Below are 23,726 nucleotides of genomic sequence, written 5' to 3' on the forward strand. Positions count from 1 at the left end.
ATACAGGCGACCCGTTTCGGGCACGGATTTGGTGGGCCCGCGGAAGTTTTAGAAACGAAAAAGGGCGGCCGAGGCCACCCTTTTCTGGATCCAAATGATCGCTGTTGAGGTAATCAGAGGAATTCGGTGAGGGTCTCGCGTGACTGCACGGAGTTGAACTCGATCGCCACGCCTTCCATGAAATGGCGGACGACACGGCCACGCATGTTGCCGAGCCGCACAGGCGTGCCAAGTGCAGGGCGAATATCGATATCGACCGCCGCGCCCGACAGCGAAAGGTCCATGATGCGGCAGGCATAACGACGGCCGTCGTCGAGCGTGATCTCGCAACGGGTGCTGCGCGGCGTCAGACGGTCGTGGCGGCGATCCTCAGGCAGGCCGAGTTCGTGCTTGTTGGCAATCCAGGTCAGCTGCGCCGCGAGCTTTTCGCGCTTGCGGTCGGTCGCGTTGATCGACATCACGAAACCGGTGTTCGACAGGCTGAGGACGGTGCCTTCCAGTCTGCCGATATGATCGAGATAAGCGATGACGCGTTCGCCTGCGATCGGACGGCCGACGCAGGTGAAAGATACATCACCCGGCGACATGTCGACGACGTTGCAGGGAAACTCCTCGTGAGTTGCAAGCATCAGCCGACCCGGGATGTTCACAGACACACGCTGGAAGGCTCTCTGGGCCTGAGGTGGCTGGGCGGAGGGTGTCTGCGAGGATTGGAAAGAGTACATCTACGGAAGCTTTTCTCTGAGAGAAACCTGTTAAAGAGATAGCGCGCTGCGGTTAACAGAAGGTTTGGGCGCTATCGAACGTTGAGCCGCGCAATGCCGCGATTTAAGTGATTATGATCAAATGCGACGGTCAGGGAAGATGCGGCGCAGGCGTTCGCCAAGGCCGCGCTGGTCGGCAATGACCGGCATGCCGAAATGTGAGACGTCGCCGGTCAGGAAGGTCCAGTTGTCGAGTGCCAGGCCTTTGACTGGCAGTTCCGTTTCCGGATAGCGGTCCGTCTGCGGCAGGAGAGCACCCAGGACCCTGTCGCTTCTCTCATGTTCCGACGATTTCATCGGCAGGAGCAGCATTTCATGGGGATGGCGATATTTTCCATTCACCGCGTCGACTTCGATATGCGCCGGCACCTCGTCATGAATGACATTATGAACGATCTCGACGGAACGCCGGTAGTCGCTCGTCAACCACATCTCGGCAAATGCCGCTCCACGGAATTCACGGGCGAACAGGTCACAGATTCGGGTGCCCGCCAGGCGGAAACTGGGCACGCCGTCCGCGTCGTTTGCTGCAATAAAAAGATAGGGCAGCAGATGACGCAGGGCCGCCGGATCGATTTCGGTGCGCAGAGGGGCAGGGCGATCGCGCTTGATATTGATCCAGTAGTCGAAGACTGCCCGGCTGGCCTGGTTCCGCATCCGCACTCACCTGTCACATTCTGATGCAGATCGCGCCTCATGCACGATCGGTTCTGATCATTCAGCGAAAACCGTGCCACAGGCAGGCTAATAGGGTTAGTGGATGGTTAATTCTCGATGCATTGGCCGGCGGCCGGCGACATTCTGCCGTGCTTCCCTTTGGTCGGTCGCTCCTATATGCCTTGCGGAACATTCTGGATGGACGGACAGCGATTTTGACGAACAGCGATAACGGCCCCGATTTTGTAGACGGACCGGAGAGGGACGAAGGGGAAAGAGAAACTTCACCGCCGGTATTTAACCTGCCACGGAGCATCGTCGTCACGCTCGCGCTGCTGATCGTTATCTTCGTGGTGCAGGAATACCTGCTCGATGCCGATATGCGGGCCTATTTCGTCATAACATTCGCGTTTACGCCGGTGCGCTATATCTATCCTTTGGCGGATCAAGGGTTCGAATGGCTCTGGACACCTTTCACCTATTCGCTGCTGCATGGCGGCATCGAGCATATTGTCTTTAACTCGCTCTGGCTGATGGCCTTCGGCGCCCCGGTTGCCAGACGTTTCGGCGCATTGCGCTATACGCTGTTCTGGATTTTTTCGGCAGTCGCAGCGGCATTCTTCCATGCGGCGCTGAACTGGGGCGATCAGACCCTGTTAATCGGCGCCTCGGGTGTCGTCTCGGGGCTGATGGGCGCCGCCTGCCGTTTCGCCTTTCCCGGCAGGCGCGGATACGATCGCACCCATGGTCATCTTTATCCGCGCCAGTCGATAGCAGGTGCCTTCCGCAATCGCACGGTCGTCACCTTTTCCGCCATGTGGTTCTTCGGCAACCTGCTGATCGCCTTCGGCGTGTCGCTGTTCGGTGCGGATGTCGGGCCGATCGCATGGGATGCGCATATTGGTGGCTTCCTGTTCGGCTTTCTGCTGTTCGGCCTGTTCGATCCTCTGCCGGCCGCGGCGCATCTGCCTTTCACGCGGTCTTGATCTGGCCTTGACCTCGCCCTAACATCCATCAGATGCGGTGAATTGCTGCATGGCGCCTTCCGGAGGAAGGTTGGCGCCGACCGGTGGTGCGAGGAGAGAACCATGGCAATAGTCGTCAAGAACATGCTCGATGCCAAAGGCCGCGACGTAGTGACCGTCGGGCCGGACAAGACGCTTCTGGAAGTCGCCGACATTCTCAACAGCAAGAAGATCGGTGCCGTGGTGATTACCGGCATGGAAGGCCGGATATCTGGCATCTTTACCGAGCGCGACCTGGTGCGGGCCATTGCCAGCAAGGGGCCATCTGTGCTCGACCAGCCGGTCAAGTCGGCAATGACCACCGCGGTGACGCGCTGTCGGGAAGAGACGACCGTCGATGAGTTGATGGGAATGATGAGTTCCGGACGTTTTCGTCACGTGCCCGTCGAACACGAAGGCAAACTGGCCGGCATTATTTCAATCGGCGACGTGGTGAAGTCGCGTATCCGCGAGGCCGAACTCGAAGCCGAGCAGATGAAGGCCTATATCGCCGGCTGATTTTTTTGAAAGCCTCGCTGGGTGCGAGGCTTTCGAACAGATTCGTGGACTTCGCCTTCATTTGATGGAGGCGACCTAACCTTATCGTGCGAAAACGTCCTGCATACGCTTCAGCGCGGCGATCTGTGCGATGGTTTCATTATATCCGCGATCTATCGCTTCGCCGGCCCGGTGGAACTCGGACATGCCGATATCGCCGACGCGCGGGTGCAGCGCCAGATCCGGCGGGTCGCCCGCGAGCCTCGCGCGGGAAATCCGTTCCTGGATGATGTTGAAGGCCTGCACCATGGTGCCGGCAACCCCGGTCCGCACATTGTTGTCGACTTGCTTGCGACGGCCGTCATCGATCGGCTGGACGCTGGCATTGTGTTTCACCACCGCCGAGCGGCCATAGATGTCGTAGTTCAGGTTAACCGCCACGACGAGCGGCTGTTCATAGGCGCGGCAGACCGAAGTTGGAACCGGGTTGACCAAGGCGCCATCGACCAGCGTGCGATTGTTGCATTTAATCGGCTCGAAAATGCCGGGCAGGGCATAGGATGCGCGCAGGGCGGTAATCAGCGAGCCGCTGGAAATCCAGACCTCGTGGCCGCTATGCAGCTCCGTCGCCACCGATACGAACGGCCGATCGAGGTCCTCGACATTCAGGCCATCCAGATGTTCCTGCATGCGCTTGGTCAGTCGCAGCCCACCGAGCAGGCCCGCACCACCGATAGTAAGGTCGAGGAAACCGGCAATCCGCCGCATAGTGAGCGAGCGGGCGAAGGTTTCGAGCTCATCGAGCTTGCCGGCGAGATAACAGCCGCCGACGAGAGCACCAATCGAGGTGCCCGCAATCATGCCGACTTCGATGCCCGATTCATCCAGCGCACGCAGCACGCCGATATGCGCCCAGCCACGAGCGGCGCCGCCACCCAGCGCGAGAGCGAGTTTGGCTTTTCGGGGAGCTTCGATGATTTCGGGAGGCTTGGGCTCGATAACTTGCGTGCCGCCTGCCTCGGCAGGCGCCGCGTGTGGATCATGACGATTCCAACCCCAGTTCAGCATCGATAAACACCCTCCAAGGCTGAACACTACCCCGTCTGACGATTAAACGCCTTCAGGAGTTTCGAAATCGTTTATTCCGATGGGACGTGGCGAAAAACGAGGCAGATGCCCAATTGGTTCCCTTGGGAACCAAGGCCGCAGGCGAAGAGCCGGAGAGACCACAACGCCTTGAATTCCCTAGCCGGAGTAAACCGTATCGGGATCAAAATGGCGGTGATCGTCGGTGATTGCAAGGACAGCCTTGCTGTCACTTTTCGTTACCGTGCGATAGAAACAGGAGCGGCGTCCCGTATGGCAGGTGGCATCGTGTCCGGCGACCGAAACCTTCAGCCAGACGGCGTCCTGATCGCAGTCGGTGCGCAATTCATGGACGGTCTGCAGATTGCCGGAGGATTCGCCCTTCTTCCAGATTTTGTCCCGCGAACGGCTGTAATAATGGGCAATGCCGGTTTCGATCGTCAGCGCCAGCGCTTCTGCATTCATATGCGCCACCATCAGCAACTCGCCATCGTGAACATCCGTCACGACGGCGGTTACCAAGCCATTGGCATCGAATTTGGGCGTGAAGGCACCTGCGCCTTCCAGAACCGCCTTGTCGGCGGATGGCTTTTCGAACGGGATCGACATTTTGGCCAGCTTCTCAGCGGTTGCGGGCGAGCGTGAAGAACCGGGCCTGTTCGGCGGCATTCGCCTTGAACTCGCCGGTGAAGGTCGTCGTCAGCGTATGCGAACCCTGCTTCTGCACGCCGCGCATTTCCATGCACATATGCTCGGCTTCGATCATCACGGCGACGCCGCGCGGCTGCAGGGTCTCGTCGATCGCGCTGGCGATCTGTGCCGTCAGATTTTCCTGCGTCTGCAGGCGACGGCCGAAGATCTCGACGACGCGGGCGATCTTGGAGAGACCAAGGACGCGGCCCTTCGGCAGATAGGCGACATGCGCCTTGCCGATGATCGGCAGCATGTGATGTTCGCAATGGGAGAAGAACGGGATATCGCGCACCAGGACGATATCGTCGTAACCGGACACTTCTTCGAATGTGCGGCCGAGAACTTCTTCCGGAGACTGCTCGTAACCGCCGAACAGTTCGCCGTAAGCGGCTGCAACGCGCTTCGGGGTATCGAGCAGGCCTTCGCGCGCCGGGTCGTCGCCGGCCCAACGGAGCAGAACGCGAACGGCGTCTTCTGCCTCTTGCTGGCTCGGGCGGGCCTGCGTTTCCTTCGAGGCCGGGAAGTTCTTCACAATGGCATCCATCTATCGTCTCCCGATGCGGTTCAAGGCCGCATCCGACTGGCTTTACTCATGGACTGTCCGAAGCGCGACTATGATATGGGCATAGGGGCGGCTGATTTTTGGGCAATCCGGGGCTATCTGACCCCTCAGGCGCGTTTTTACAAGATATCCTATTTCGAAATCGGTAGGATTTCGTGAAAACATCGTTTCTTGATGACCCTGCGCCGACATCACATATAATTGCCAGAACCCCTTTGTGATAGTCCGCGGGACGGGACACAGTGTTCAGATTCCGACCTCAAGGACTGCAAGCGAGCCTCCATGGACGATATCTACAACAGCAAGATCCTCGAATTCGCCGGCAACATTACCCATGCGGGCGCGCTGCCGGATGCGGATGCGAGTTCGGAAAAACATTCGAAACTCTGCGGTTCGAAAGTGCGCGTCTATCTCAAGATGGATGGGGATACCGTGAGTGACTTTTCCCATGAAGTACGCGCCTGTGCGCTCGGGCAGGCTTCTTCTTCAATCATGGCGCGGCATGTGATCGGCGCAACGTCCGCCGAATTGCGCAAGGCGCGTGAGGACATGCTCGCCATGCTGAAAGAAGGCGGCGAGGGGCCGGAAGGCCGGTTTGAGGACATGCGGTATCTGAAGCCGGTCCAGGACTACAAGGCGCGGCATCCTTCGACCATGCTGACTTTTGATGCAGTGGTGGATGCGATCGATCAGATCGAGGCGAAGCAGTTGGTTGCTGCTGGGTGATTGGTGGAGTGACGTTGGAGCTTGCGGCTACCCCCCTCTGGCCTGCCGGCCATCTCCCCCACAAGGAGGGAGATTGGATGGGGCACGATCGTCCGTCCCTCTCTCGTGCTGATTCAACTCACTACAGTGATGCCAAACTTGGAGCGGTGCACTGGCCACGAGTCGATCTCCCCACCTGTGGGGGAGATGCCCGGCAGGGCAGAGGGGGGCGGACACGGTATGACGGTAGATGGGAAGAGACCTCCTTGGAGCGCTCCTGATGTGCGACGCTCGCGACTGTCAACACCCTAAGGAACGCCCGCTCCAAAACCACTCCCGCAACTGGTCCGGCCGATTCGGCAAGACGCCTGACCGACTCATCGGCATGGGGCTGATCCGCCTCTACCAGTTGACACTTTCCGGCTTCATCGGCAATTCCTGCCGCCATATCCCGACCTGTTCTGAATTTGGCTACGAGGCGGTCGCTCGTCACGGGCTCTGGCCAGGCGGCTGGATGACGCTGTTTCGCGTTTCGCGATGCGGGCCGGGTGGCACCGGCGGGCTTGATCCAGTGCAGGAAAGACTTGAGGACCGCCAGCACTGGTGGACGCCATGGCGTTATTGGCGCGGTCACCGCAAAGAGACCGGCATATGATCTATGTAGCATTGCTCTACAGCATCGTTCTCGGCGGCGGCAAACGGGTCGTCATGAGCGAACTCCGCGAGATGGCGGAAGGGCTCGGCTATCAAAACTGCTGGACACTGGTCTCTACCGGCAATCTGGTGTTCGAGGCGGACGAGTCGCCGATTGGCGATATCGAAAGCAGGCTTGAGACGGCCTTCAAGCAGCGTTTCGGCAAACATGTCGATATTCTCGTACGTTCTGGCCCCGACTGGCTGAAACTTTCCGCCAGCAATCCCTTTCCCGGCCGCGAGGGTTCGGAGATCGGCGTGCGGGTCATGCGCGAGCCGCTGGCGGAAAGCGTCATCGGCCTTCTCGAAAAGCACCGCACCGATGAGAAGATCGCCATCATCAACGGCGATCTCTGGGTCGATTTTGGCGGGCAGGCGAGCGAGACGCGGCTTCTCTCGGCGCTGACGACGAAGAAGCTCGGCATCGGCACGATGCGCAATGCCAATACCGTTATCCGGCTCGCCGAAATGATTAGCTGAACGGCCGCTTGCCTTTACTAAAACACGAAAAACCGCTATCAGCCGCACCGCGTAGCGGGCTGATTTTTCGCCCGAGGCGTTCCCATATTTATTCCAACACCACCCGCATTCGTTGGCGGGACTGGACAGGAGAAAGACATGTCCCAATCCGTTTCCCTTACTTTTCCCGATGGCTCCGTCCGTGTTTACGACGCCGGCACGACCGGCCGTGACGTCGCGGAAGGCATTTCTAAGTCGCTTGCCAAGAAGGCTGTCGCAGTGTCGATCAACGGCACCGTGCAGGACCTCACCGACCCGGTGACTGACGGCACGATCGCGATCATCACCCGCACCGACCCGCAGGCGCTGGAGCTGATCCGGCACGACGCCGCCCACGTGATGGCAGAAGCCGTGCAGGAGCTGTGGCCCGGTACGCAGGTCACGATCGGCCCGGTGATCGAGAACGGATTCTATTACGACTTTGCGCGCGAGACTCCTTTCACGCCGGAAGATCTGCCAAAGATCGAGGCGAAGATGAAGGAGATCATCGGTCGCAACAAGCCGTTCACCAAGCAGGTCTGGTCGCGCGACAAGGCCAAGGAAGTGTTTGCTGCGAAGGGCGAGGACTACAAGGTCGAGCTCATCGATGCGATCCCGGCGGATCAGGACCTGAAGATCTATTATCAGGGCGACTGGTTCGATCTTTGCCGCGGCCCGCATATGGCCTCCACTGGCCAGATCGGCACGGCCTTCAAGCTGATGAAAGTTGCCGGCGCCTATTGGCGTGGCGATTCGAACAACGCGATGCTGACCCGCATTTACGCGACGGCCTGGGCGAGCCAAGAAGAGCTCGACCAGTACCTGCACGTTCTGGCCGAGGCGGAGAAGCGCGACCATCGCAAGCTCGGCCGCGAAATGGATCTGTTCCATTTCCAGGAAGAAGGCCCGGGCGTCGTATTCTGGCATGGCAAGGGCTGGCGCATGTTCCAGTCGCTGGTCTCCTACATGCGTCGCCGGCTGGCCGGCACCTATGAGGAAGTCAACGCGCCGCAGGTTCTAGATGCCTCGCTCTGGGAGACTTCCGGCCACTGGGGCTGGTACCAGGAGAACATGTTCGCGGTGAAATCCGCTTATGCCTTCACGCATCCGAAGGACGAGGAAGCGGACAACCGCGTCTTCGCGCTGAAGCCGATGAACTGCCCGGGTCACGTGCAGATTTTCAAGCACGGCCTGAAGTCCTATCGCGAACTGCCGATCCGTCTCGCAGAGTTCGGCTTGGTGCATCGTTACGAGGCTTCCGGCGCGCTTCACGGCCTGATGCGCGTACGCGGCTTCACGCAGGACGATGCGCATGTGTTCTGCACCGACGACCAGATGGCGGCCGAGTGCCTGCGCATCAACGACCTGATCCTGTCGGTCTATGAGGATTTCGGGTTCAAGGAAGTCGTCGTGAAGCTTTCCACCCGTCCGGAAAAGCGCGTCGGCACCGATGCGCTCTGGGATCGTGCCGAATCCGTCATGCTGGACGTCCTGAAGACGATCGAGGCGCAGTCCGGCGGACGCATCAAGACCGGCATTCTGCCGGGCGAGGGCGCGTTCTACGGTCCGAAGTTCGAATATACGCTGAAGGACGCGATCGGTCGCGAATGGCAGTGTGGCACCACGCAGGTCGACTTCAACCTGCCGGAGCGGTTCGGCGCGTTCTATATCGACCAAAACTCGGAAAAGACTCAGCCGGTGATGATCCATCGCGCCATCTGCGGCTCGATGGAACGTTTCCTCGGCATCCTGATCGAGAACTTCGCGGGCCATATGCCGCTGTGGATCGCCCCGACCCAGGTCGTCGTTGCGACGATCACCTCGGATGCGGACGATTACGGCCGTGAGGTTGCGGAAGCGCTTCGCGATGCGGGCATGGTCGTCGAGACCGATTTCCGCAACGAGAAGATCAACTACAAGGTCCGCGAGCACTCGGTCACCAAGGTGCCGGTCATCATCGTCTGCGGCAAGAAGGAAGCGGAAGAGCGTTCGGTCAATATCCGCCGCCTCGGCTCCCAGGCACAGACCTCAATGACGCTGGACGAGGCGATCGCCTCGCTCTCGCATGAGGCGACGCCGCCGGATGTGCTGCGCAAGCAGGAAGCCAAGAAGGCCGCCAAGGCTGCCTGATTTTAAGAGACGGCGTCCGGAGTGATCCGGGCGCCGTTTTCGGCTGTCATGTCGACGCAACAATTCGGTGACAATGTCATCGCGCGGTCATATTCCGCGGAGACAGCCTTGCGATTTGATCAGCTTTCCTATGCCAGTGAACGGGACCCGCGCATCAAGCGCTGGCTCATCCGTTCAATAGAGGGCCTTTCGGGTCGCGACCGTTATGCGCGGCTCTACGATATCTGGCGGACGGATATCATCGGCAAGAGCGACCGGGTGTTCGGCAAGATGCTGGACCTCATCGACGTCCGTCTCAATATCGTCGGAGACTGGCCGCCGCCGGGCCTTGGCGATGCGCCGCTGGTCATCGTTGCAAATCACCCCTTCGGCATTGGTGACGGCATTGCTGTTCTGGCAATCGCCGAGCAGCTTGGTCGGCCCTTCCGCGTTCTCATCCATAGCGAATTGCTCAAGGTGCCGGAAATGGAGCCTTATTCGCTGCCGGTGTCCTTCGAGGAGACCAAGGAGGCGGTGGCGCTCAATCTGAAGACTCGTCACGAGGCGGTGAGGCTTCTGAAGGAAGGCACGACGATCATCATCTTTCCGGGTGGCGGAGTGGCGACAGCTAAAAAGGGTTTCGGCCGCGCCGAAGACCTGCCCTGGAAGATTTTTCCGGCAAAGCTCGTGCATGCCGCCCGCGCCAATGTTGTGCCGATCTATTTCGAAGGGCAGAACGGTCCGCTTTTTCATATCGTCAGCCGGATTTCGCTGACGCTGCGCCTGTCGCTTCTGATCCGCGAATTCAAGCGGCTTTCCGGCTCGACGATCCGCGCCCATGTCGGCACGATGATGACCTGGGATGAGATGTCCGCGATCACCGATCGTAAGGACTTGCTCGTCACGCTCTATGACGCGGTTTTTCGCATGCGGCGGGAGCAGGTGAAAGAGCGCCAGAGACGTAGGGCTTAAATGAGATATCGCGCCTAGTTGCGATCGGTCGCAGTGGTATTGGCGACCTGGGCCGGATTGCGCAGCAGCACTTCGACCTCGGTATTGCGGCCTGCCTTCACGGTGAAGGAGCGCTGGTAGATCTTGTTCTTGTTCCGGGCGACGGCGAGATATTCGCCTTCCGACAGGACCATGGTCGAAAACGCGCTGACGCTTTCGTTGACGATGTCGCCTGCAGCCGTCAGCACCGACCAGGCCGTATCGGCGATCGCTTCGCCGCCGGGCTGCGAGACGAGCTTCAGCGTGATCTGGGCGGCGCGGTGCTGCATCACCACCTGGGTGAGCTTGCCGGATTCGACCTGGATATCGGCGCGAACAACGGCGTTGATGTCGCCATATTCCGAGACGACGTGATAGGTGCCGGCATTCAGCCGCACGATCGTACTGGGCTTGACATCGGCCATGACCAGCGCGCGGTCGCCATGGTCGCGTACTTCCGAGGAGTAGATCGAGAAGCTGAGCTGAGCGGGCGGAATTCGCTGGTCGGTACCGGAGACGGCGTTCAGCACGAAGCCGCCGGCATCGAGCACCAGCGTCTGTTTGGTAACGCTGCCAGTTTCAGGGACGGTGAGTTTCTTGGTGACGCCGGCGCGGCCGAAGGCGCAGTTGACGAAATAGTCACCCGGGGCAAGCTGGAAGGCGGCCGATCCGCCCTCGGAACTGGCGACCAGCGGCAGTTTGCCGTCTTCGCCCGCCAACGGGCTGAACACCCGCCAGACGAGGCCTTCCTGCATGACGTCGCCATCCTTGGTCAGCTTGGCGTCGAAGGAGACGTCCCTAGCGATGATGCCGGGCGGTCCGCCGGGAAGCGCCGAGAAGGCATTGAGCTTCGGCATCTTCGCGGTACTGTCCAGCTGCTTGAAGTTCTTGAACGCGTCCTCTTGAGCCGAAGCCGCGAATGCACAGCCGAGCATGATGGCTCCGGCGAAGATCCAGCGGACAGCGGAGGAAGAACCTGACATCTGTTGTGTACCGGTTGACTCTTGTTTTCTGAAAGGTCACTTGAAGACCAACGGCAAGGCAATTTCAAGACCTCCCCAACGCATCCAGCTCCGATTGAAAGATTTGATCATGCAAAATGACGTTAAGCTCATCGATTTCCTGCGCGACAGGCATTCCACCCCGGTTGCCCAGATGAAGGAACCGGGACCGTCGCAGGAAGAGCTGGACGCGATTCTCACCTTTGCGACGCGCGTTCCGGACCATGGCAAGATCGCCCCGTGGCGCCTGACCGTCTATCGCGGCGACGTGCGCAAGACGCTTGGGGAGCAGTTTCTGGCGATCGCGTCGAAAAAGGCGCCTGATATGACCGACCCGGCGAAGGAAGCCGAGCTTATCCGCTTCAGTCGCGCGCCGCTCGTCGTCGGCGTCATCAGCACGGCCGCTCCGCATGCCAAAATCCCGGAATGGGAACAGGTGCTGTCAGCCGGCGCGGTCTGCCTCAACATGGTCATGGCGGCGAGCGCCCATGGTTTCGTCGCCAACTGGCGTACCGAATGGGTTGCCTATGACGACGAGGCGCTGGCGCTGCTCGGCGTCAAGGAAGGCGAGAAGGTCGCGGGCTTCATCCATATCGGTTCGAGCGATTTCCCGACGCCGGATCGCCCGCGGCCGGAGCTTTGGCAGATCGTCAGCTATATCGGCGAGAACTGATCGCCGATGTTCTACACCACCGACACCAACCAGCATGGGCTGAAGCACGATCCGTTCAAGGCGATCGTAGCACCTCGTCCGATCGGCTGGATCGGCACGAAGGGCAGGGACGGTTCGTTGAACCTCTCCCCCTATTCGTTCTTCAACATCATTTCCGACAAGCCGAAAATGGTGATGTTCTCCTCCGCAGGCCGCAAGCACAGCCTGCGGAATGCCGAGGAAACCGGTGTCTTCACGGCAAGCCTTGCAAGCCGGCATCTGTCCGAACATGTCAACGCGTCGTCGGCGCCGGTCGATTACGGCGTCAGCGAGTTCGAGATTGCCGGCCTGACCGCAAAGATGGCTGAGCTGATCGATGCGCCGTATGTGGCAGAAGCTCATACCGTGCTGGAATGCCGGGTGACGGATGTCGTCAATCCGAAAGATTTGGACGGCGCTGCTTCCGAATCCTTCATGGTCATCGGCCAGGTTATCGGCATCCATATCAGCGAAGAGATCCTTCGTGACGGCCGGATCGACATGGGCCTCGCACGGCCGATCGCCCGCATGGGGTATCGAGACTACGCCGATGGTGGCTCGGATGTTTTCGAGATGACGCGGCCACCAGGCGCCGGCGGCTGAGGTTCTTCAACATATCCGTGATTCCCGTTCGCCGCATGTTGTGCCGGCGAACGTGTTTTGGGAAATGCCTGTTGATGCGACTCGGTGGCAGGCAACCGACATGCTCCGGTAAAGACTGTCATCTGGAAGCGCATAGCCGGCTCAAAATGCGCCGGCTTTCACGATTTCAAACACTTCGCCCCCGTTAAGAAACGTGGTGAACCAATCTTAAACTTTTTCGACTTAGCCTGATCTCAGCCAGTCATAAAGCAATGGACCGAAATCCGGTCAAAACTGGCGATGTAGTATCGGGGCCGAGTGTGATCGTAGAGGCTTTTCTTCGCTGGGCGGAAACGGCAAGGGTGACTGACCGCGCCAAGGCGGCCAATGCGCTTGCACGCGCCTTCCTTCATTCCGGCATGGACGGCGAACAGCAGCGTGCCGCATCGCTTGCAATGACCTATCTGCTCGACGACCCGTCGCCGCGGGTTCGCCTGGCGCTTGCCGAAGGCCTTGCGGATGCCAATGAAGCGCCGCGCGCCGTCATCGTATCGCTTGCGGAAGACCAGCCGGAAATCGCCTGCACGGTGATCGCCCGCTCGCCGGTACTGACGGAAGGCGACCTCGTCGATCTCGCAGGCCGCAGCGACGGGCTGACGCGCGGGCTGATTGCCTCCCGCCCGCATCTGTCGCGCGGCGTAGCTGCTGCGATTGCCGAAATCGGCGATGAAGCGGAGATCTGCATTCTTCTGGAGAATGTCGACGCCTCGATCACGCGCATTTCCTTGCGGCGGATCGCCGAACGGTTCGGTCATTGCTGCGAAGTTCGTAATCTACTCCTGGAGCGGGACAGCCTGCCGGCGGATGCCCGGCATATGCTGGTCAGCCATATCACCGCTGCCTTGACGAATTCCGGCCTGGTACGCACCACGATGGCAGCTTCCCGCATAGATCATCTGACGCGGGAAGCCCGCGAGACGGCGGCGGTGACGATTGCCGGAACGGTTGCGCAGGACGAAATCCCGGGCCTCGTCGACCATCTTCGCACCGACGGCCGTCTGACGCCTGCCTTCCTCATCCATGCGCTCTGCACGGGCAAAGTGGATTTCTTCGCTGGCGCGATGATGTCGCTCTCCGGTCTCGACGACCGCCGGGTGCGCAGCATTCTGGCAACCGGGCGGATGCATGCCGTTCGCGCGCTGTTCGAGGCCTCCGGCCTCGGACGCGATATAGCGGCAGTTTTCGTCGAAGCGGTCTTCCTCTGGCGCAAGGCTTCTGCAGCGGGGACGCTCGACAGCATCTCGGCACTGCTTCTCGAACGCTTCTCTCCGGAGATGACACGGGACGGCGCTGTGTCCGAACTGCTCGACATGGTCGAGAAGCTTCACCGCCTGGAAATGCGCGTCAGCGCCCGTTCCTATGCGAGCGACGTATCGCTGGCCGCTTGAGCGCTGTGCGACTTATCGGCTGAATTTCTTTGCGACCCAGGAATAGCCGTCCTCGACGAGCCGCACCGGCTTGGTCATCAGCGTCTTCACGCCCTCGGTGGTCGGCAGAACGTTCTTGACGCGCTCGATAGCGCGACCGGCAAGCGTTTCCTTTTCCTGCGGGGTGACCGGCGGCTCGACCGCCGTGGAAGCAGAGGGAATCTCGGGACGCGATTGCGGCACCGGCGCCTTGGCGATCTCGGTCGCTTCCGGCTTCTGGCAGACGGCGATGATCATCGGATAAGGTTGGTTTGCGTAACCGGAAAGCTGCTGCTCGGAAACCGAATCGCACATTTCGATCGTCGGCCAGCGCTGCTCGGCCGTGGCGATATATTTGCAATCGGTGACCGCGTCGTTGCAGCCGAGTATGGTCATCACGATAAGAGCTGGATTCATGTCGTTCCCTGGTTTCAATGGGATTTAAACCCGGCAATCATGACGCCACCAAGGCGGGTTTCGCACTGCGATACGATCCTATAGCTTGTCAGCCGATACGATATTTCTCCGGAATGCATCCATGACCGTGACCATTGCGCTTGAACCGCCACGCCAGCCGGGCGTGCTTCGCCTGCTTGAACTCTCGGACGCTTATGCTGCTTCGCTCTACCCGGCCGAAAGCAATCACATGGTCGACATATCGACGCTGGAAGGCGCGGATACCTCGTTCTTCGTTGCCCGTCGCGGCAACGACATTCTCGGCTGCGGCGCGCTTGTCGAAAGCGGCGATGGGACCGCGGAAATCAAGCGCATGTTCGTGGACCAGGAGGCGCGGGGCCTGAAGCTCGGCAAGCGGCTGATGGAGGTGATCGTCAACCGGGCGCGGGAGTTGAACCTTTTCGCGATTCGTCTCGAAACCGGCATTCACCAGCCGCAGGCGATCGGCCTCTACAAGGCGAACGGCTTTGTCGAGATCGAAGCTTTCGGAAGCTACAGTCCCGATCCGCTCAGCATCTTCATGGAGATGAGACTTTCCTGACGACGGGAACGTCGGGTGGGAGGTCTGTTGCGGTAGGCCCCTTGGCGAGATCGGCAGATTCGATTTCCGAACTGTCGGCCATCTTCACTTCACGGATCCATTCGCGCCAGATCGACACCATCAGCGCCATCAGGACAGGGCCGATGAACAGGCCGAGGAAGCCCATGGTGCTGACACCGCCGACAAGACCGAAGAATGTCGGCAGGAAGGGCAGCTTGATCGGTCCGCCGACCAGGCGCGGACGCAGGGTCTTGTCGACGATGAAGAGCTCTACCGTGCCCCAGATGAAGAGGCTCGCACCGGCGACATAGGCGCCATTGGCGACGAGGTAGAAGGAAATCAGCGTGAAGGACAGCGGTGCGCCGCCCGGAATAAGCGCCATAATGCCGGTGAGCACGCCTAGCGTCACGGGCGAGGGAACGCCGGCCAGCCAGTAGGCGATGCCGAGCACGATGCCTTCGCCGATGGCGATCAGAGTCTGACCGGTCACCGTGGAACTGATCGTTGCGGGCACGACGCGGGAAATACGGCTCCAGCGCGACGGGAGGATGCGTTCGCCAAGCAGGTCGATCTGCTCGCTGAAGGAGCCACCGTCGCGAAAGACGAAGAAGAGCGCGATCAGCATGAAGATCAGCGTCAGCGCAAGATGGAAAGCACCATCGCCTGCGGCCAGAATGGCCCTGTAGATGTTGCCGATATTGGCGCCGCTGACGATCTGGATCAGCTCGCCGATTGCGCCGGGAGAGCCGACGCGCTGTATCCACTGGACGCCGAGCCATTCGCCCATCCAGGGCAGGCCGGTGATCCAGGCCGGCGGCGGGGCGCCGAAACGGTTCACTTCCGCGGCCCAGACGATCCACTGGCGCACTTCGCCGATCGTGTAGGAAATCGCAATGCCGATCGGCACGATCAGGAAGGTCAGGATGAAGATGATAGCCAGCGACGCGGCGATCGTCGTGTTGCCGCGCACATGGCGAAGCAGTTCGCGGTAGAGCGGCCAGCTGGCAAAGCCGATGACGAGGGCGGCGAGAACCGGCACCATGAAACCATGGAAGAAATAAATCCCGGCGGCGACGATCAAAATCAGAAGCCAGCGTGCGGCCGAAATCGGCGGAATCAACGCGACCCTGCTCGGCGCGACCGGTCCTAGCCAGCGCGGCTCTTTAGGCCCGTTGCGATCACTGTTTCCGCCCACCTGGTATCCTTTTCGGTTTCCGCCATCATATGGCGTATCAGGCTCCCCGGTACAAGACTAACCAGTGACCCATTAAAAGGAAGCTTACTTCTTGCCCTAGACGGCAGATGCGATAGAAATATGAAATCACTGCCGGTGGAGCCGGACTTAGAATCTAAACCTTCTCGATGAGGTTCCTTGGAGCCTCCGTGGACTACCGAAGCGTCACGTGCCTTGCCCCCGGTGCGTATTGTCTTCAAGGAACCTTGCGACATGCCTCCTATGGATACGGTCGATCTTACCAATTGCGACCGCGAGCCGATCCATATTCCCGGCAGCATCCAGCCTCACGGATGTCTCCTGGCCTGCGATGCCGCAGGCGCGATCATCCTGCACTGCTCCGGCAATGTGCCCGAGATGCTGTCGATAAATGGTGACATCATCGGTCGCCGGTTGGAGGAGATCGTCGGAGGCGATGCTGCGCATACGCTGCGCAACGCGCTGGCGACGTCCGACGACCCTGCTCGCCCGGCGCTGCGGCACGGTCTGAAGCTTCTGAACGGCGAAAGCTTCGATGCTTCCATCCATCGTTTCGAATCGAAAGTGATCCTCGAGTTCGAGCCCGCATCGGTCGATAACGATCAGCCGCTCGAAGTGGCGCGCATGCTGATCAGCCGCATCCGCAACATGACCAGCCTCGATAAGCTGATCGAGAGTTCGGCCCGGCTGATCTATGCCATGCTGGGTTATGACCGGGTGATGATCTACCGTTTCGAGCAGGACGGCGCCGGCAAGGTAATTAGCGAATATAAGCGGCGCGACCTCGAAAGCTTCAAGGGGCAGTATTTCCCCGCCGGCGATATCCCGAAACAGGCGCGGGCGCTCTACGTCAAGAATACCGTCCGGGTGATCTCGGATGCGAGCAATCCGCGCGTGCCGATCATTCCGGAATTCGACGAATCGGGTAACCCGCTCGACCTTTCGTTTGCGCATCTGCGCAGCGTTTCCCCTGTTCATTGCGAATATCTTCGCAATATGGGTGTCGCGGCCTCCATGTCGATTTCGATCGTGGTGGAAGGTGAACTCTGGGGGCTGATCGCCTGCCACCACTATTCGCCCAAGATACTCTCCCTGCCGCAGCGGATTGCCGCCGAGACGTTCGGCGAGTTCTTCTCCCTGCATCTCAGCGCCCTGAAACAGCGGCAGCTGATGGAGACGGCAGGCCAGGCGCGTCGCTCATTGGACCTCTTCCTGCAGGTTGCCGCCCATCATGCGGATATCGGCGCATTGCTGCGCAGTTCGCTGGCGGATTTCGGCCGGATGCTTCCCTGCGACGGTATAGGTCTCTGGCTGGACGAGGTCTGGGCCGGCGAGGGGACTGTGCCGCCGACTGGCCTGATCTCCGAACTGGCCGATCTGGTCGGCGCCGTGGCAGGCGGGCGGGTCTGGTCCACTCACCAGATGGAAGGCGATTTGCCGGCTTCGCGGATCTCTCCCGAGAATGTCGCGGGCGTGCTCGCCATACCGCTGTCGCAGCGACCGCGCGATTATCTCTTCTTCTTCCGACGCGAAGTGGTGCAGACACTCAACTGGGCGGGCAATCCGGAAAAATTATACGAAACCGGCCCGCTGGGCGACAGGCTGACGCCGCGCAAGAGCTTTGCGATCTGGAAGGAAGCGGTTCATCACCAGGCGCAGCCCTGGACCGATGCCGACCGGGAAATCGCCGATGCGATCCGCGCCGTTCTGGTAGAGATCGTCCTGCACCACAACGAACTGCTTGCCGACGAGCGCGGCAAGGCCGACGTGCGCCAGCGCATGTTGAACGAAGAGCTGAACCATCGCGTCAAGAACATCCTCTCGGTGATCAAGGCGCTGGTCGGCCATTCTGTCGATGCGGATATCAGCCTCAAGGACTATATCGGCTCGTTGAAGGGCCGTATCCAGGCGCTCGCCTTCGCGCATGACCAGGTGGTGCGCGGCGGCGATGGCGGGGTGCTCTCCGATCTTCTGGAGGCCGAACTGAGGCCCTACAGCGAAGGGACCCGCAGCGTCACCTTCAAGGGACCGCGTATCTGGCTGGACAGCCGTGCCTTCTCGGTCATGGCATTGGTGCTGCATGAGATGTCGACCAATGCCGCCAAATACGGCTCACTCTCGGTTACCGGCGGGCAACTGGATATCGAATGGTCGCGGCTGGAAAACGGCGACTGCGAGATATTCTGGATCGAAAACGGCGGCCCTCCGGCAAAGGCCCCGACGCGTACGGGCTTCGGCAGCGTGCTGATCAGCCGCAGCGTTCCTTACGAACTGGAAGGCGCAGCCAAGGTGGACTATCCGCCGGAAGGTGTCAGGGCACGCTTCCTGGTTCCTTCCAAACATATCCATCGTGACGACGACGCGACGGAAACCGAAGTCATCACCCACGATGTACCTGCTCCTGTGGAAATGAGCGCTCCACGGCTTGCGGACCTCGAATTGCTGCTCGTCGAAGACCAGATGCTGATCGCCGCCGATGTCGAGGCGATGCTGGCGGACCACGGGATCGAGAAGGTGACGACGACGCCGTCCGCTGCGGATGCATTCCGACGGCTCAAGGATTTTACGCCTGATGTAGCGATCCTCGATGTCAATCTCGGTTCCGGGACGTCACTGCCGATTGCCGAGGAACTGTTGCGCCGTGACGTGCCGTTCATCTTCGCCACCGGCTATAGCGACCGCTCCATCATACCCGCGAGCTTTTCGGCGCCGGTCGTGCGAAAGCCTTATGAGGCAACTGCGCTGATCGGCGCAGTCACCAAAGTTCTGGCCGGGCGGAGCTGATACTTGATCGGCATTGGAGGAGATCGTCGCGTCCGGATTTTGACACCTGGACGCGAGCTTGATCTGATTCAGATATCGAGATTGTCGGCGAAAGCCGCGCGTTCCTGAATGAAGCGGAAGCGGGCATCCGCCTTGGTGCCCATCAGATTGTCGACCGCCTCGCGGGTGCCCTCGAAATCCACTTCGTCGATCCCGACGCGCAGCAGGGTGCGGTGCGCGGGGTCCATTGTGGTTTCCTTCAGCTGAGCCGCCATCATCTCGCCCAAGCCTTTGAAGCGGCTGATCTCGACCTTCTTGCCCTTGAACGTCGTCTCCATCAATTCGGCGCGGTGTGCGTCGTCGCGGGCATAGACCGTCTTGCCGCCCTGACGCAGCGAATAGAGCGGCGGCACGGCGAGATAGAGGTGATTGCCGCGAATGAGCTCCGGCATTTCCTGGTAGAAGAAGGTGATCAGCAGCGAGGCGATATGGGCGCCGTCGACGTCCGCATCGGTCATGATGATGATGCGTTCGTAGCGAAGGTCTTCCTCACGGTATTTCGTCCGCGTGCCGCAGCCAAGCGCCTGGATGAGGTCGGCGATCTGCTGGTTGGCGGAAAGTTTTTCGCGGCTGGCCGAGCCGACGTTCAAGATCTTGCCGCGCAGCGGCAGGATTGCCTGGTTGGCGCGGTTGCGCCCCTGCTTGGCGGAGCCACCTGCCGAATCACCCTCGACGATGAAGAGTTCGGCGCCTTCGGCTGTGTTCTGCGAGCAGTCGGCAAGCTTGCCGGGCAGGCGCAGCTTGCGCACCGCCGTCTTGCGGTTGACTTCCTTTTCCTTGCGGCGGCGCAGGCGCTCTTCGGCGCGCTCGATCACCCATTCGAGAAGTTTTGCAGCCTCGTTGGGATTGCCGGCGAGGTAATGGTCAAAGGGGTCGCGCAGGATGTTTTCGACGAGGCGCTGCGCTTCGACGGTGGCGAGCTTGTCCTTGGTCTGGCCGACGAATTCCGGCTCGCGGATGAAGACAGACAGCATGCCGACCGCCGAGATCATCACGTCGTCAGTGGTGATTTCCTTGGCCCGCTTGTTCTGCGTCAGCTCGGCGTAATTCTTCAGGCCCTTGGTCAGCGCGATGCGTAGACCCGCTTCATGCGTGCCGCCTTCGGGGGTCGGGATAGTGTTGCAGTAGGAGTGAACCTGCGGATCACCGCCATACCAGGTGATCGCCCATTCCATGGCACCATGGCCGCCGGTCTTTTCCGTGCGCCCTGCGAAGATTTCGCGGGTAACGGTGAATTCCTTGCCGAGCGTGGCGCCGAGATAGTCCTTCAAGCCGCCGGGGAAATGGAAAACGGCCTTTTCTGGAATGTCGCCATCGGCAGGCACGACGCCTGGATCGCAGCTCCAGCGGATTTCAACACCGCCGAACAGATAAGCTTTCGATCGCGCCATACGGAAGATGCGACCCGCATCGAACCTCGCGTGGTCGCCAAAGATCTGCGGATCGGGATGGAAGCGCACACGGGTGCCGCGGCGGTTATGAACGTCGCCGAGTTCTTCCAGGCCGCCCTGCGGGACGCCACGCGAAAAGCGCTGACGATAGAGTTTCTTGTTGCGGGCGACCTCGACCTCAAGCAGGTCGGACAGCGCGTTGACGACGGAAACGCCGACGCCGTGCAGACCGCCGGAGGTCTCGTAGGCCTTGCCGTCGAATTTACCGCCGGCATGAAGCTTCGTCATGATGACTTCGAGCGTCGATTTTCCGGGTACCTGCGGGTGGTTTTCAACCGGAATGCCGCGGCCGTTATCGGTGACGGTCAGAAAACCTTCGGTATCGAGATGCACATCGATGAAGTTCGCGTGACCGGCCACGGCTTCGTCCATCGAATTGTCGATGACTTCGGCGAAGAGATGGTGCATCGCCTTTTCGTCTGTGCCGCCGATATACATGCCCGGGCGCATGCGCACCGGTTCGAGCCCTTCGAGAACGCGGATCGAGGAGGCGCCGTAATCGTCACCGGTCACCGGTGTTGGGGCAGGGCGCGGCGTGGACGGTTCGGCCACGATGGCTGGCGCGGGCTCCACCGCTACCGGCTTCTGGGTCGCGGGAAGATCGCCAAAAAGGTCGTTATTGTCATCCATCGGCTGCGTCGATACTACCTGTCGGGGTGCGGAGGAAGATGCCATACCCATCTCTGTGCTGTTTCGAATCAACGGCGATTCTGCCAGAAATCCGGCGTTTTCGCGATGCCGCAAGGAAACGGCCGTTTTCGAGCAATGCGTCGCGGAGCCTCAAATGACAAGGCGCAGCGCCGCAGGCACACCGAGGAAAGCAGGCATGTCCACAGTTCATTTCGTCTTCGGCACGGTTCTTGCAGTCCTCACGACGCTGGCCGGCGGTTCGGCGCTGGCGCAGGAAGGGCCGATCAAACCTTACAAGGACGACCTGTTTTCCCGTATGACAGTGCTGCAATCAGCCGATAGCGGTGCCTACGAAGTCCTCGACTACCAGGAAATGCGCGACATCAACGGACGCGACCGCGAGCCGGAGCGGCGCGTCAAGGACGCCTATATCTCGACGGATGTGCGCCGCTACCAGGAGAACGAAACGCTGCAGGTCGGTGGCCGCAAGATCGATGTCACCAGGGTGGGACCGCAGCAGAACGCGGCCTTCACGGTGATCTTCATCCATGGTCGCGGCGGCGACCGACGACTGGGCGCCAACGACTACACGTTCGGCGGCAATTTCAACCGGCTGAAAAATCTCGCCGTCGGCAACGGCGGCACCTATTATGCGCCGAGCATCACGTCCTTCGATGAGAAGGGGTTCGCCGATGTGGCAGCGCTTTTGCGCTATACGTTCGAGCGATCTTCCGGTCGGCCGGTCATCCTCGCCTGCGCCTCGATGGGCGGCATCATCTGTCAGCATATCAGCCGTGACAAGGAAGCAGTTCGTTATCTCGAAGGCATGGCGATCCTTGGCGGGCCGCCGGATCCGGGCCTGCCGACCACGCCGCTCGTCAAGCTGAAGCTGCCGATCTATTTCGCCCACGGCAGCGCCGACAGCGTCTACAAGTCCGAGGACCAGGCGGCGATCTACCGCAAGCTGAAGGCTGCCAATTATCCGACGCGGTTCACGTTGTTTCAGACCGGCGGTCATGGGACGCCGATCCGGATGATCGACTGGCGCAAGGCATTGAATTTTCTCCTGAGCGCCGGGTGACGGCGTTCATTCGGCAAAGTTGTGCATTTGGTCTCTCTTTAGCATACCAATTCAGGCGGGATGTGTTTAAACAGGTCCCCTAATAATTGGAGGACCGGTTTTCAGGCTGAAAACCGGAAAAAAGAGAGGAAAACACTGCCGATGACGCCTGACGTGCGCCCGCTCGTTGCCGGAAACTGGAAGATGAACGGCACCCGCGAAAGCCTGCCCGAGATCAAGGCCATGGCCGAAGGCGTCCAGGGCGCTTTGTCCGAAAAGGTCGAAACGCTGATCTGCCCGCCGGCAACGCTTCTCTATGTTGCGACGGCGCTGGCGACCGACAGTCCCTTGCAGATCGGCGGACAGGATTGCCATCGGCAGGCTTCCGGATCTCATACGGGCGATATTTCGGCTGAGATGATCGCCGACTGCTTCGGCACCTATGTCATCGTCGGCCATTCAGAGCGCCGCACCGATCATGCCGAGACGGATCACCTCGTCCGCGCCAAGGCTGAAGCCGCGCATGCGGCAGACCTTACGGCGATCGTCTGCATCGGCGAGACCGCTGACGAACGTGACGCCTACCAGACGCTCGATGTGCTGAAGCGGCAGATTTTCGGCTCGATACCGATGACCGCGACGTCTGAAAATACCGTGATCGCCTATGAACCTGTCTGGGCGATCGGTACGGGTCTGACGCCGACCGCCGCCGACGTTGCGGTTGCCCATGCGTTTATGCGCGCCGAGCTTATCGAGGCCTTAGGCGATGAGGGCAAGAAGATGCGTATCCTCTATGGCGGCTCCGTGAAGCCGGCAAACGCCGCCGAGCTGATGGCGATCGAGAATGTCGATGGCGCTTTGATCGGCGGTGCGAGCTTGAAAGCCAAGGACTTCCTCGCCATCTACGGCGTGTATGAGGCGCTGACCGCTTAAGCCCTGCAATAGGGGCTTGGAAACCGTGCGGCTCTCATGTAAAGAGCCGCCAACCTCTTATGTTGTCTCCTCCGCGGAGGCATGGATTTTGATATGCAGACTGTTCTGATTGTCATTCACCTCATGATCGTGCTGGCACTTGTCGGCGTGGTGCTGATCCAGCGTTCCGAAGGCGGCGGCCTTGGCATCGGCGGCGGTTCCGGCTTCATGTCGGCGCGCGGTACGGCTAATGCGCTGACCCGCACCACCGCGATCCTGGCGACGCTGTTCTTCATCACGTCGCTGGCACTCGGCGTGCTTGCCCGTTTCGAAAGCCGTCCGAGCGACATCCTGAACCGCATTCCGCAGAATCAGCAGGGTCAGGGCAACGGCATTCTCGACCAGCTCGGTCCGGCAAACGCACCGGCACCAGCTCAGTCCGATAACGGCGTACCGACCGGTTCCGGTGCGTCTTCCGCCCCGTCCGCTCCTGCTGCACCGGCAACCGGTGGCGCTGCTCCGGCAGCTCCCGCACCGGCTCAGCCCGCGGCCCCGACGGGTGTTCCGATCGGCCAATAAGGCACGGTCAAGGTTTCAAGCTCCGGCAGGCCAAAAGCCTGCCGGTTTTATTTTGTGAAGAT

24 protein-coding genes are annotated in these 23,726 nt (G+C 60.4%); 15 read left to right on the forward strand and 9 right to left on the reverse strand.

The genetic code is table 11. From position 1 onward, the window contains the following. Positions 1-113 precede the first annotated feature (113 nt). Positions 114-725: a PilZ domain-containing protein gene (locus KX729_RS25135; protein WP_219745230.1), complete on the reverse strand. Its 612-nt coding sequence runs from the start codon at positions 723-725 to the stop codon at positions 114-116. Between the two features lie 117 nt (positions 726-842). Next, complete coding sequence (locus KX729_RS25140; RefSeq protein ID WP_219745231.1) at positions 843-1,421, reverse strand: PAS domain-containing protein; 579 nt, start codon at positions 1,419-1,421, stop codon at positions 843-845. 215 nt (positions 1,422-1,636) lie between these two features. Between KX729_RS25140 and KX729_RS25145 the strand changes: the two genes are divergently transcribed. Together KX729_RS25145 and KX729_RS25150 are read left to right on the forward strand one after the other, a co-directional pair. Continuing rightward, positions 1,637-2,407 (forward strand): rhomboid family intramembrane serine protease, encoded by a 771-nt coding sequence (locus tag KX729_RS25145; RefSeq protein WP_246617841.1) that lies wholly within the window; start codon positions 1,637-1,639, stop codon positions 2,405-2,407. Positions 2,408-2,509: 102 nt separating this feature from the next. Beyond that, positions 2,510-2,944 carry a CBS domain-containing protein gene (locus KX729_RS25150; protein WP_219745233.1) on the forward strand — a complete coding sequence of 145 codons (435 nt, stop codon included), beginning with the start codon at positions 2,510-2,512 and terminating at the stop codon, positions 2,942-2,944. An 81-nt stretch (positions 2,945-3,025) separates the two neighbouring features. On the opposite strand, the gene KX729_RS25155 is transcribed toward KX729_RS25150, so the two are convergent. The 3 genes from KX729_RS25155 to folE all read right to left on the reverse strand — a co-directional run bounded on the left by KX729_RS25155 (position 3,026) and on the right by folE (position 5,246). Next, the gene (locus tag KX729_RS25155; RefSeq protein ID WP_219745234.1) at positions 3,026-3,991 is read right to left on the reverse strand and encodes a patatin-like phospholipase family protein; all 966 of its coding nucleotides are present in this window, start codon (positions 3,989-3,991) and stop codon (positions 3,026-3,028) included. A gap of 177 nt (positions 3,992-4,168) precedes the next feature. After that, positions 4,169-4,618: a phosphoribosyl-AMP cyclohydrolase gene (gene hisI / locus KX729_RS25160; RefSeq protein WP_219745235.1), complete on the reverse strand. Its 450-nt coding sequence runs from the start codon at positions 4,616-4,618 to the stop codon at positions 4,169-4,171. 13 nt (positions 4,619-4,631) lie between these two features. Continuing rightward, positions 4,632-5,246 (reverse strand): GTP cyclohydrolase I FolE, encoded by a 615-nt coding sequence (folE, locus tag KX729_RS25165; RefSeq protein ID WP_219745236.1) that lies wholly within the window; start codon positions 5,244-5,246, stop codon positions 4,632-4,634. 300 nt (positions 5,247-5,546) lie between these two features. Between folE and KX729_RS25170 the strand changes: the two genes are divergently transcribed. The 5 genes from KX729_RS25170 (at position 5,547) to KX729_RS25190 (ending at position 10,241) form a co-directional block, all read left to right on the forward strand. Then, a complete protein-coding gene (locus tag KX729_RS25170; RefSeq protein ID WP_219745237.1) occupies positions 5,547-5,990 on the forward strand; it encodes an iron-sulfur cluster assembly scaffold protein in 444 nt (147 codons plus the stop codon). A gap of 259 nt (positions 5,991-6,249) precedes the next feature. Next, positions 6,250-6,624 carry a membrane protein insertion efficiency factor YidD gene (gene yidD, locus KX729_RS25175; RefSeq protein ID WP_219745238.1) on the forward strand — a complete coding sequence of 125 codons (375 nt, stop codon included), beginning with the start codon at positions 6,250-6,252 and terminating at the stop codon, positions 6,622-6,624. Next, complete coding sequence (locus KX729_RS25180; RefSeq protein WP_219745239.1) at positions 6,621-7,142, forward strand: DUF1697 domain-containing protein; 522 nt, start codon at positions 6,621-6,623, stop codon at positions 7,140-7,142. The genes yidD and KX729_RS25180 overlap by 4 nt, the downstream gene beginning before the upstream one ends. Positions 7,143-7,280: 138 nt before the next feature. After that, positions 7,281-9,290: a threonine--tRNA ligase gene (gene thrS / locus KX729_RS25185; protein ID WP_219745240.1), complete on the forward strand. Its 2,010-nt coding sequence runs from the start codon at positions 7,281-7,283 to the stop codon at positions 9,288-9,290. A gap of 108 nt (positions 9,291-9,398) precedes the next feature. After that, positions 9,399-10,241: a lysophospholipid acyltransferase family protein gene (locus KX729_RS25190; RefSeq protein ID WP_219745241.1), complete on the forward strand. Its 843-nt coding sequence runs from the start codon at positions 9,399-9,401 to the stop codon at positions 10,239-10,241. Positions 10,242-10,255: 14 nt separating this feature from the next. Here KX729_RS25190 and KX729_RS25195 read toward each other — a convergent pair whose 3' ends face one another. Continuing rightward, positions 10,256-11,194: an RgsD C-terminal domain-containing protein gene (locus tag KX729_RS25195; protein ID WP_312991916.1), complete on the reverse strand. Its 939-nt coding sequence runs from the start codon at positions 11,192-11,194 to the stop codon at positions 10,256-10,258. 157 nt (positions 11,195-11,351) lie between these two features. Between KX729_RS25195 and KX729_RS25200 the strand changes: the two genes are divergently transcribed. The 3 genes from KX729_RS25200 to KX729_RS25210 all read left to right on the forward strand — a co-directional run bounded on the left by KX729_RS25200 (position 11,352) and on the right by KX729_RS25210 (position 13,981). Further along, positions 11,352-11,933, forward strand: coding sequence for a nitroreductase family protein (locus tag KX729_RS25200; protein WP_219745243.1), 582 nt, complete (start codon positions 11,352-11,354; stop codon positions 11,931-11,933). Between the two features lie 6 nt (positions 11,934-11,939). Next, positions 11,940-12,554 (forward strand): flavin reductase family protein, encoded by a 615-nt coding sequence (locus KX729_RS25205; protein ID WP_219745244.1) that lies wholly within the window; start codon positions 11,940-11,942, stop codon positions 12,552-12,554. A gap of 251 nt (positions 12,555-12,805) precedes the next feature. Continuing rightward, positions 12,806-13,981, forward strand: coding sequence for a DUF2336 domain-containing protein (locus tag KX729_RS25210; protein WP_219745245.1), 1,176 nt, complete (start codon positions 12,806-12,808; stop codon positions 13,979-13,981). 12 nt (positions 13,982-13,993) lie between these two features. On the opposite strand, the gene KX729_RS25215 is transcribed toward KX729_RS25210, so the two are convergent. Continuing rightward, positions 13,994-14,416 (reverse strand): hypothetical protein, encoded by a 423-nt coding sequence (locus KX729_RS25215; protein ID WP_219745246.1) that lies wholly within the window; start codon positions 14,414-14,416, stop codon positions 13,994-13,996. A gap of 121 nt (positions 14,417-14,537) precedes the next feature. Between KX729_RS25215 and KX729_RS25220 the strand changes: the two genes are divergently transcribed. Then, positions 14,538-14,996, forward strand: coding sequence for a GNAT family N-acetyltransferase (locus KX729_RS25220; protein ID WP_219745247.1), 459 nt, complete (start codon positions 14,538-14,540; stop codon positions 14,994-14,996). Here the strand turns inward: KX729_RS25220 and KX729_RS25225 are convergent. Further along, entirely contained in the window at positions 14,974-16,191 is a 1,218-nt protein-coding gene (locus KX729_RS25225; protein WP_219745248.1) for an AI-2E family transporter, read from the reverse strand. The genes KX729_RS25220 and KX729_RS25225 overlap by 23 nt on opposite strands. A 252-nt stretch (positions 16,192-16,443) precedes the next feature. Here KX729_RS25225 and KX729_RS25230 point away from each other — a divergent pair, with 252 nt between their 5' ends. Further along, positions 16,444-18,993 (forward strand): HWE histidine kinase domain-containing protein, encoded by a 2,550-nt coding sequence (locus KX729_RS25230; RefSeq protein ID WP_219745249.1) that lies wholly within the window; start codon positions 16,444-16,446, stop codon positions 18,991-18,993. A 68-nt stretch (positions 18,994-19,061) separates the two neighbouring features. On the opposite strand, the gene parE is transcribed toward KX729_RS25230, so the two are convergent. Then, the gene (gene parE / locus KX729_RS25235; RefSeq protein WP_219745287.1) at positions 19,062-21,113 is read right to left on the reverse strand and encodes a DNA topoisomerase IV subunit B; all 2,052 of its coding nucleotides are present in this window, start codon (positions 21,111-21,113) and stop codon (positions 19,062-19,064) included. Between the two features lie 196 nt (positions 21,114-21,309). Here parE and KX729_RS25240 point away from each other — a divergent pair, with 196 nt between their 5' ends. The 3 genes from KX729_RS25240 (at position 21,310) to secG (ending at position 23,664) form a co-directional block, all read left to right on the forward strand. After that, a complete protein-coding gene (locus KX729_RS25240; protein ID WP_219745250.1) occupies positions 21,310-22,194 on the forward strand; it encodes an alpha/beta hydrolase in 885 nt (294 codons plus the stop codon). 141 nt (positions 22,195-22,335) lie between these two features. After that, positions 22,336-23,106: a triose-phosphate isomerase gene (gene tpiA, locus KX729_RS25245; protein ID WP_219745251.1), complete on the forward strand. Its 771-nt coding sequence runs from the start codon at positions 22,336-22,338 to the stop codon at positions 23,104-23,106. A 93-nt stretch (positions 23,107-23,199) separates the two neighbouring features. Continuing rightward, complete coding sequence (gene secG / locus KX729_RS25250; protein WP_219745252.1) at positions 23,200-23,664, forward strand: preprotein translocase subunit SecG; 465 nt, start codon at positions 23,200-23,202, stop codon at positions 23,662-23,664. Positions 23,665-23,726: the final 62 nt, after the last annotated feature.

Source organism: Neorhizobium populisoli, assembly GCF_019430945.1.
Classification (GTDB): domain Bacteria; phylum Pseudomonadota; class Alphaproteobacteria; order Rhizobiales; family Rhizobiaceae; genus Neorhizobium; species Neorhizobium populisoli.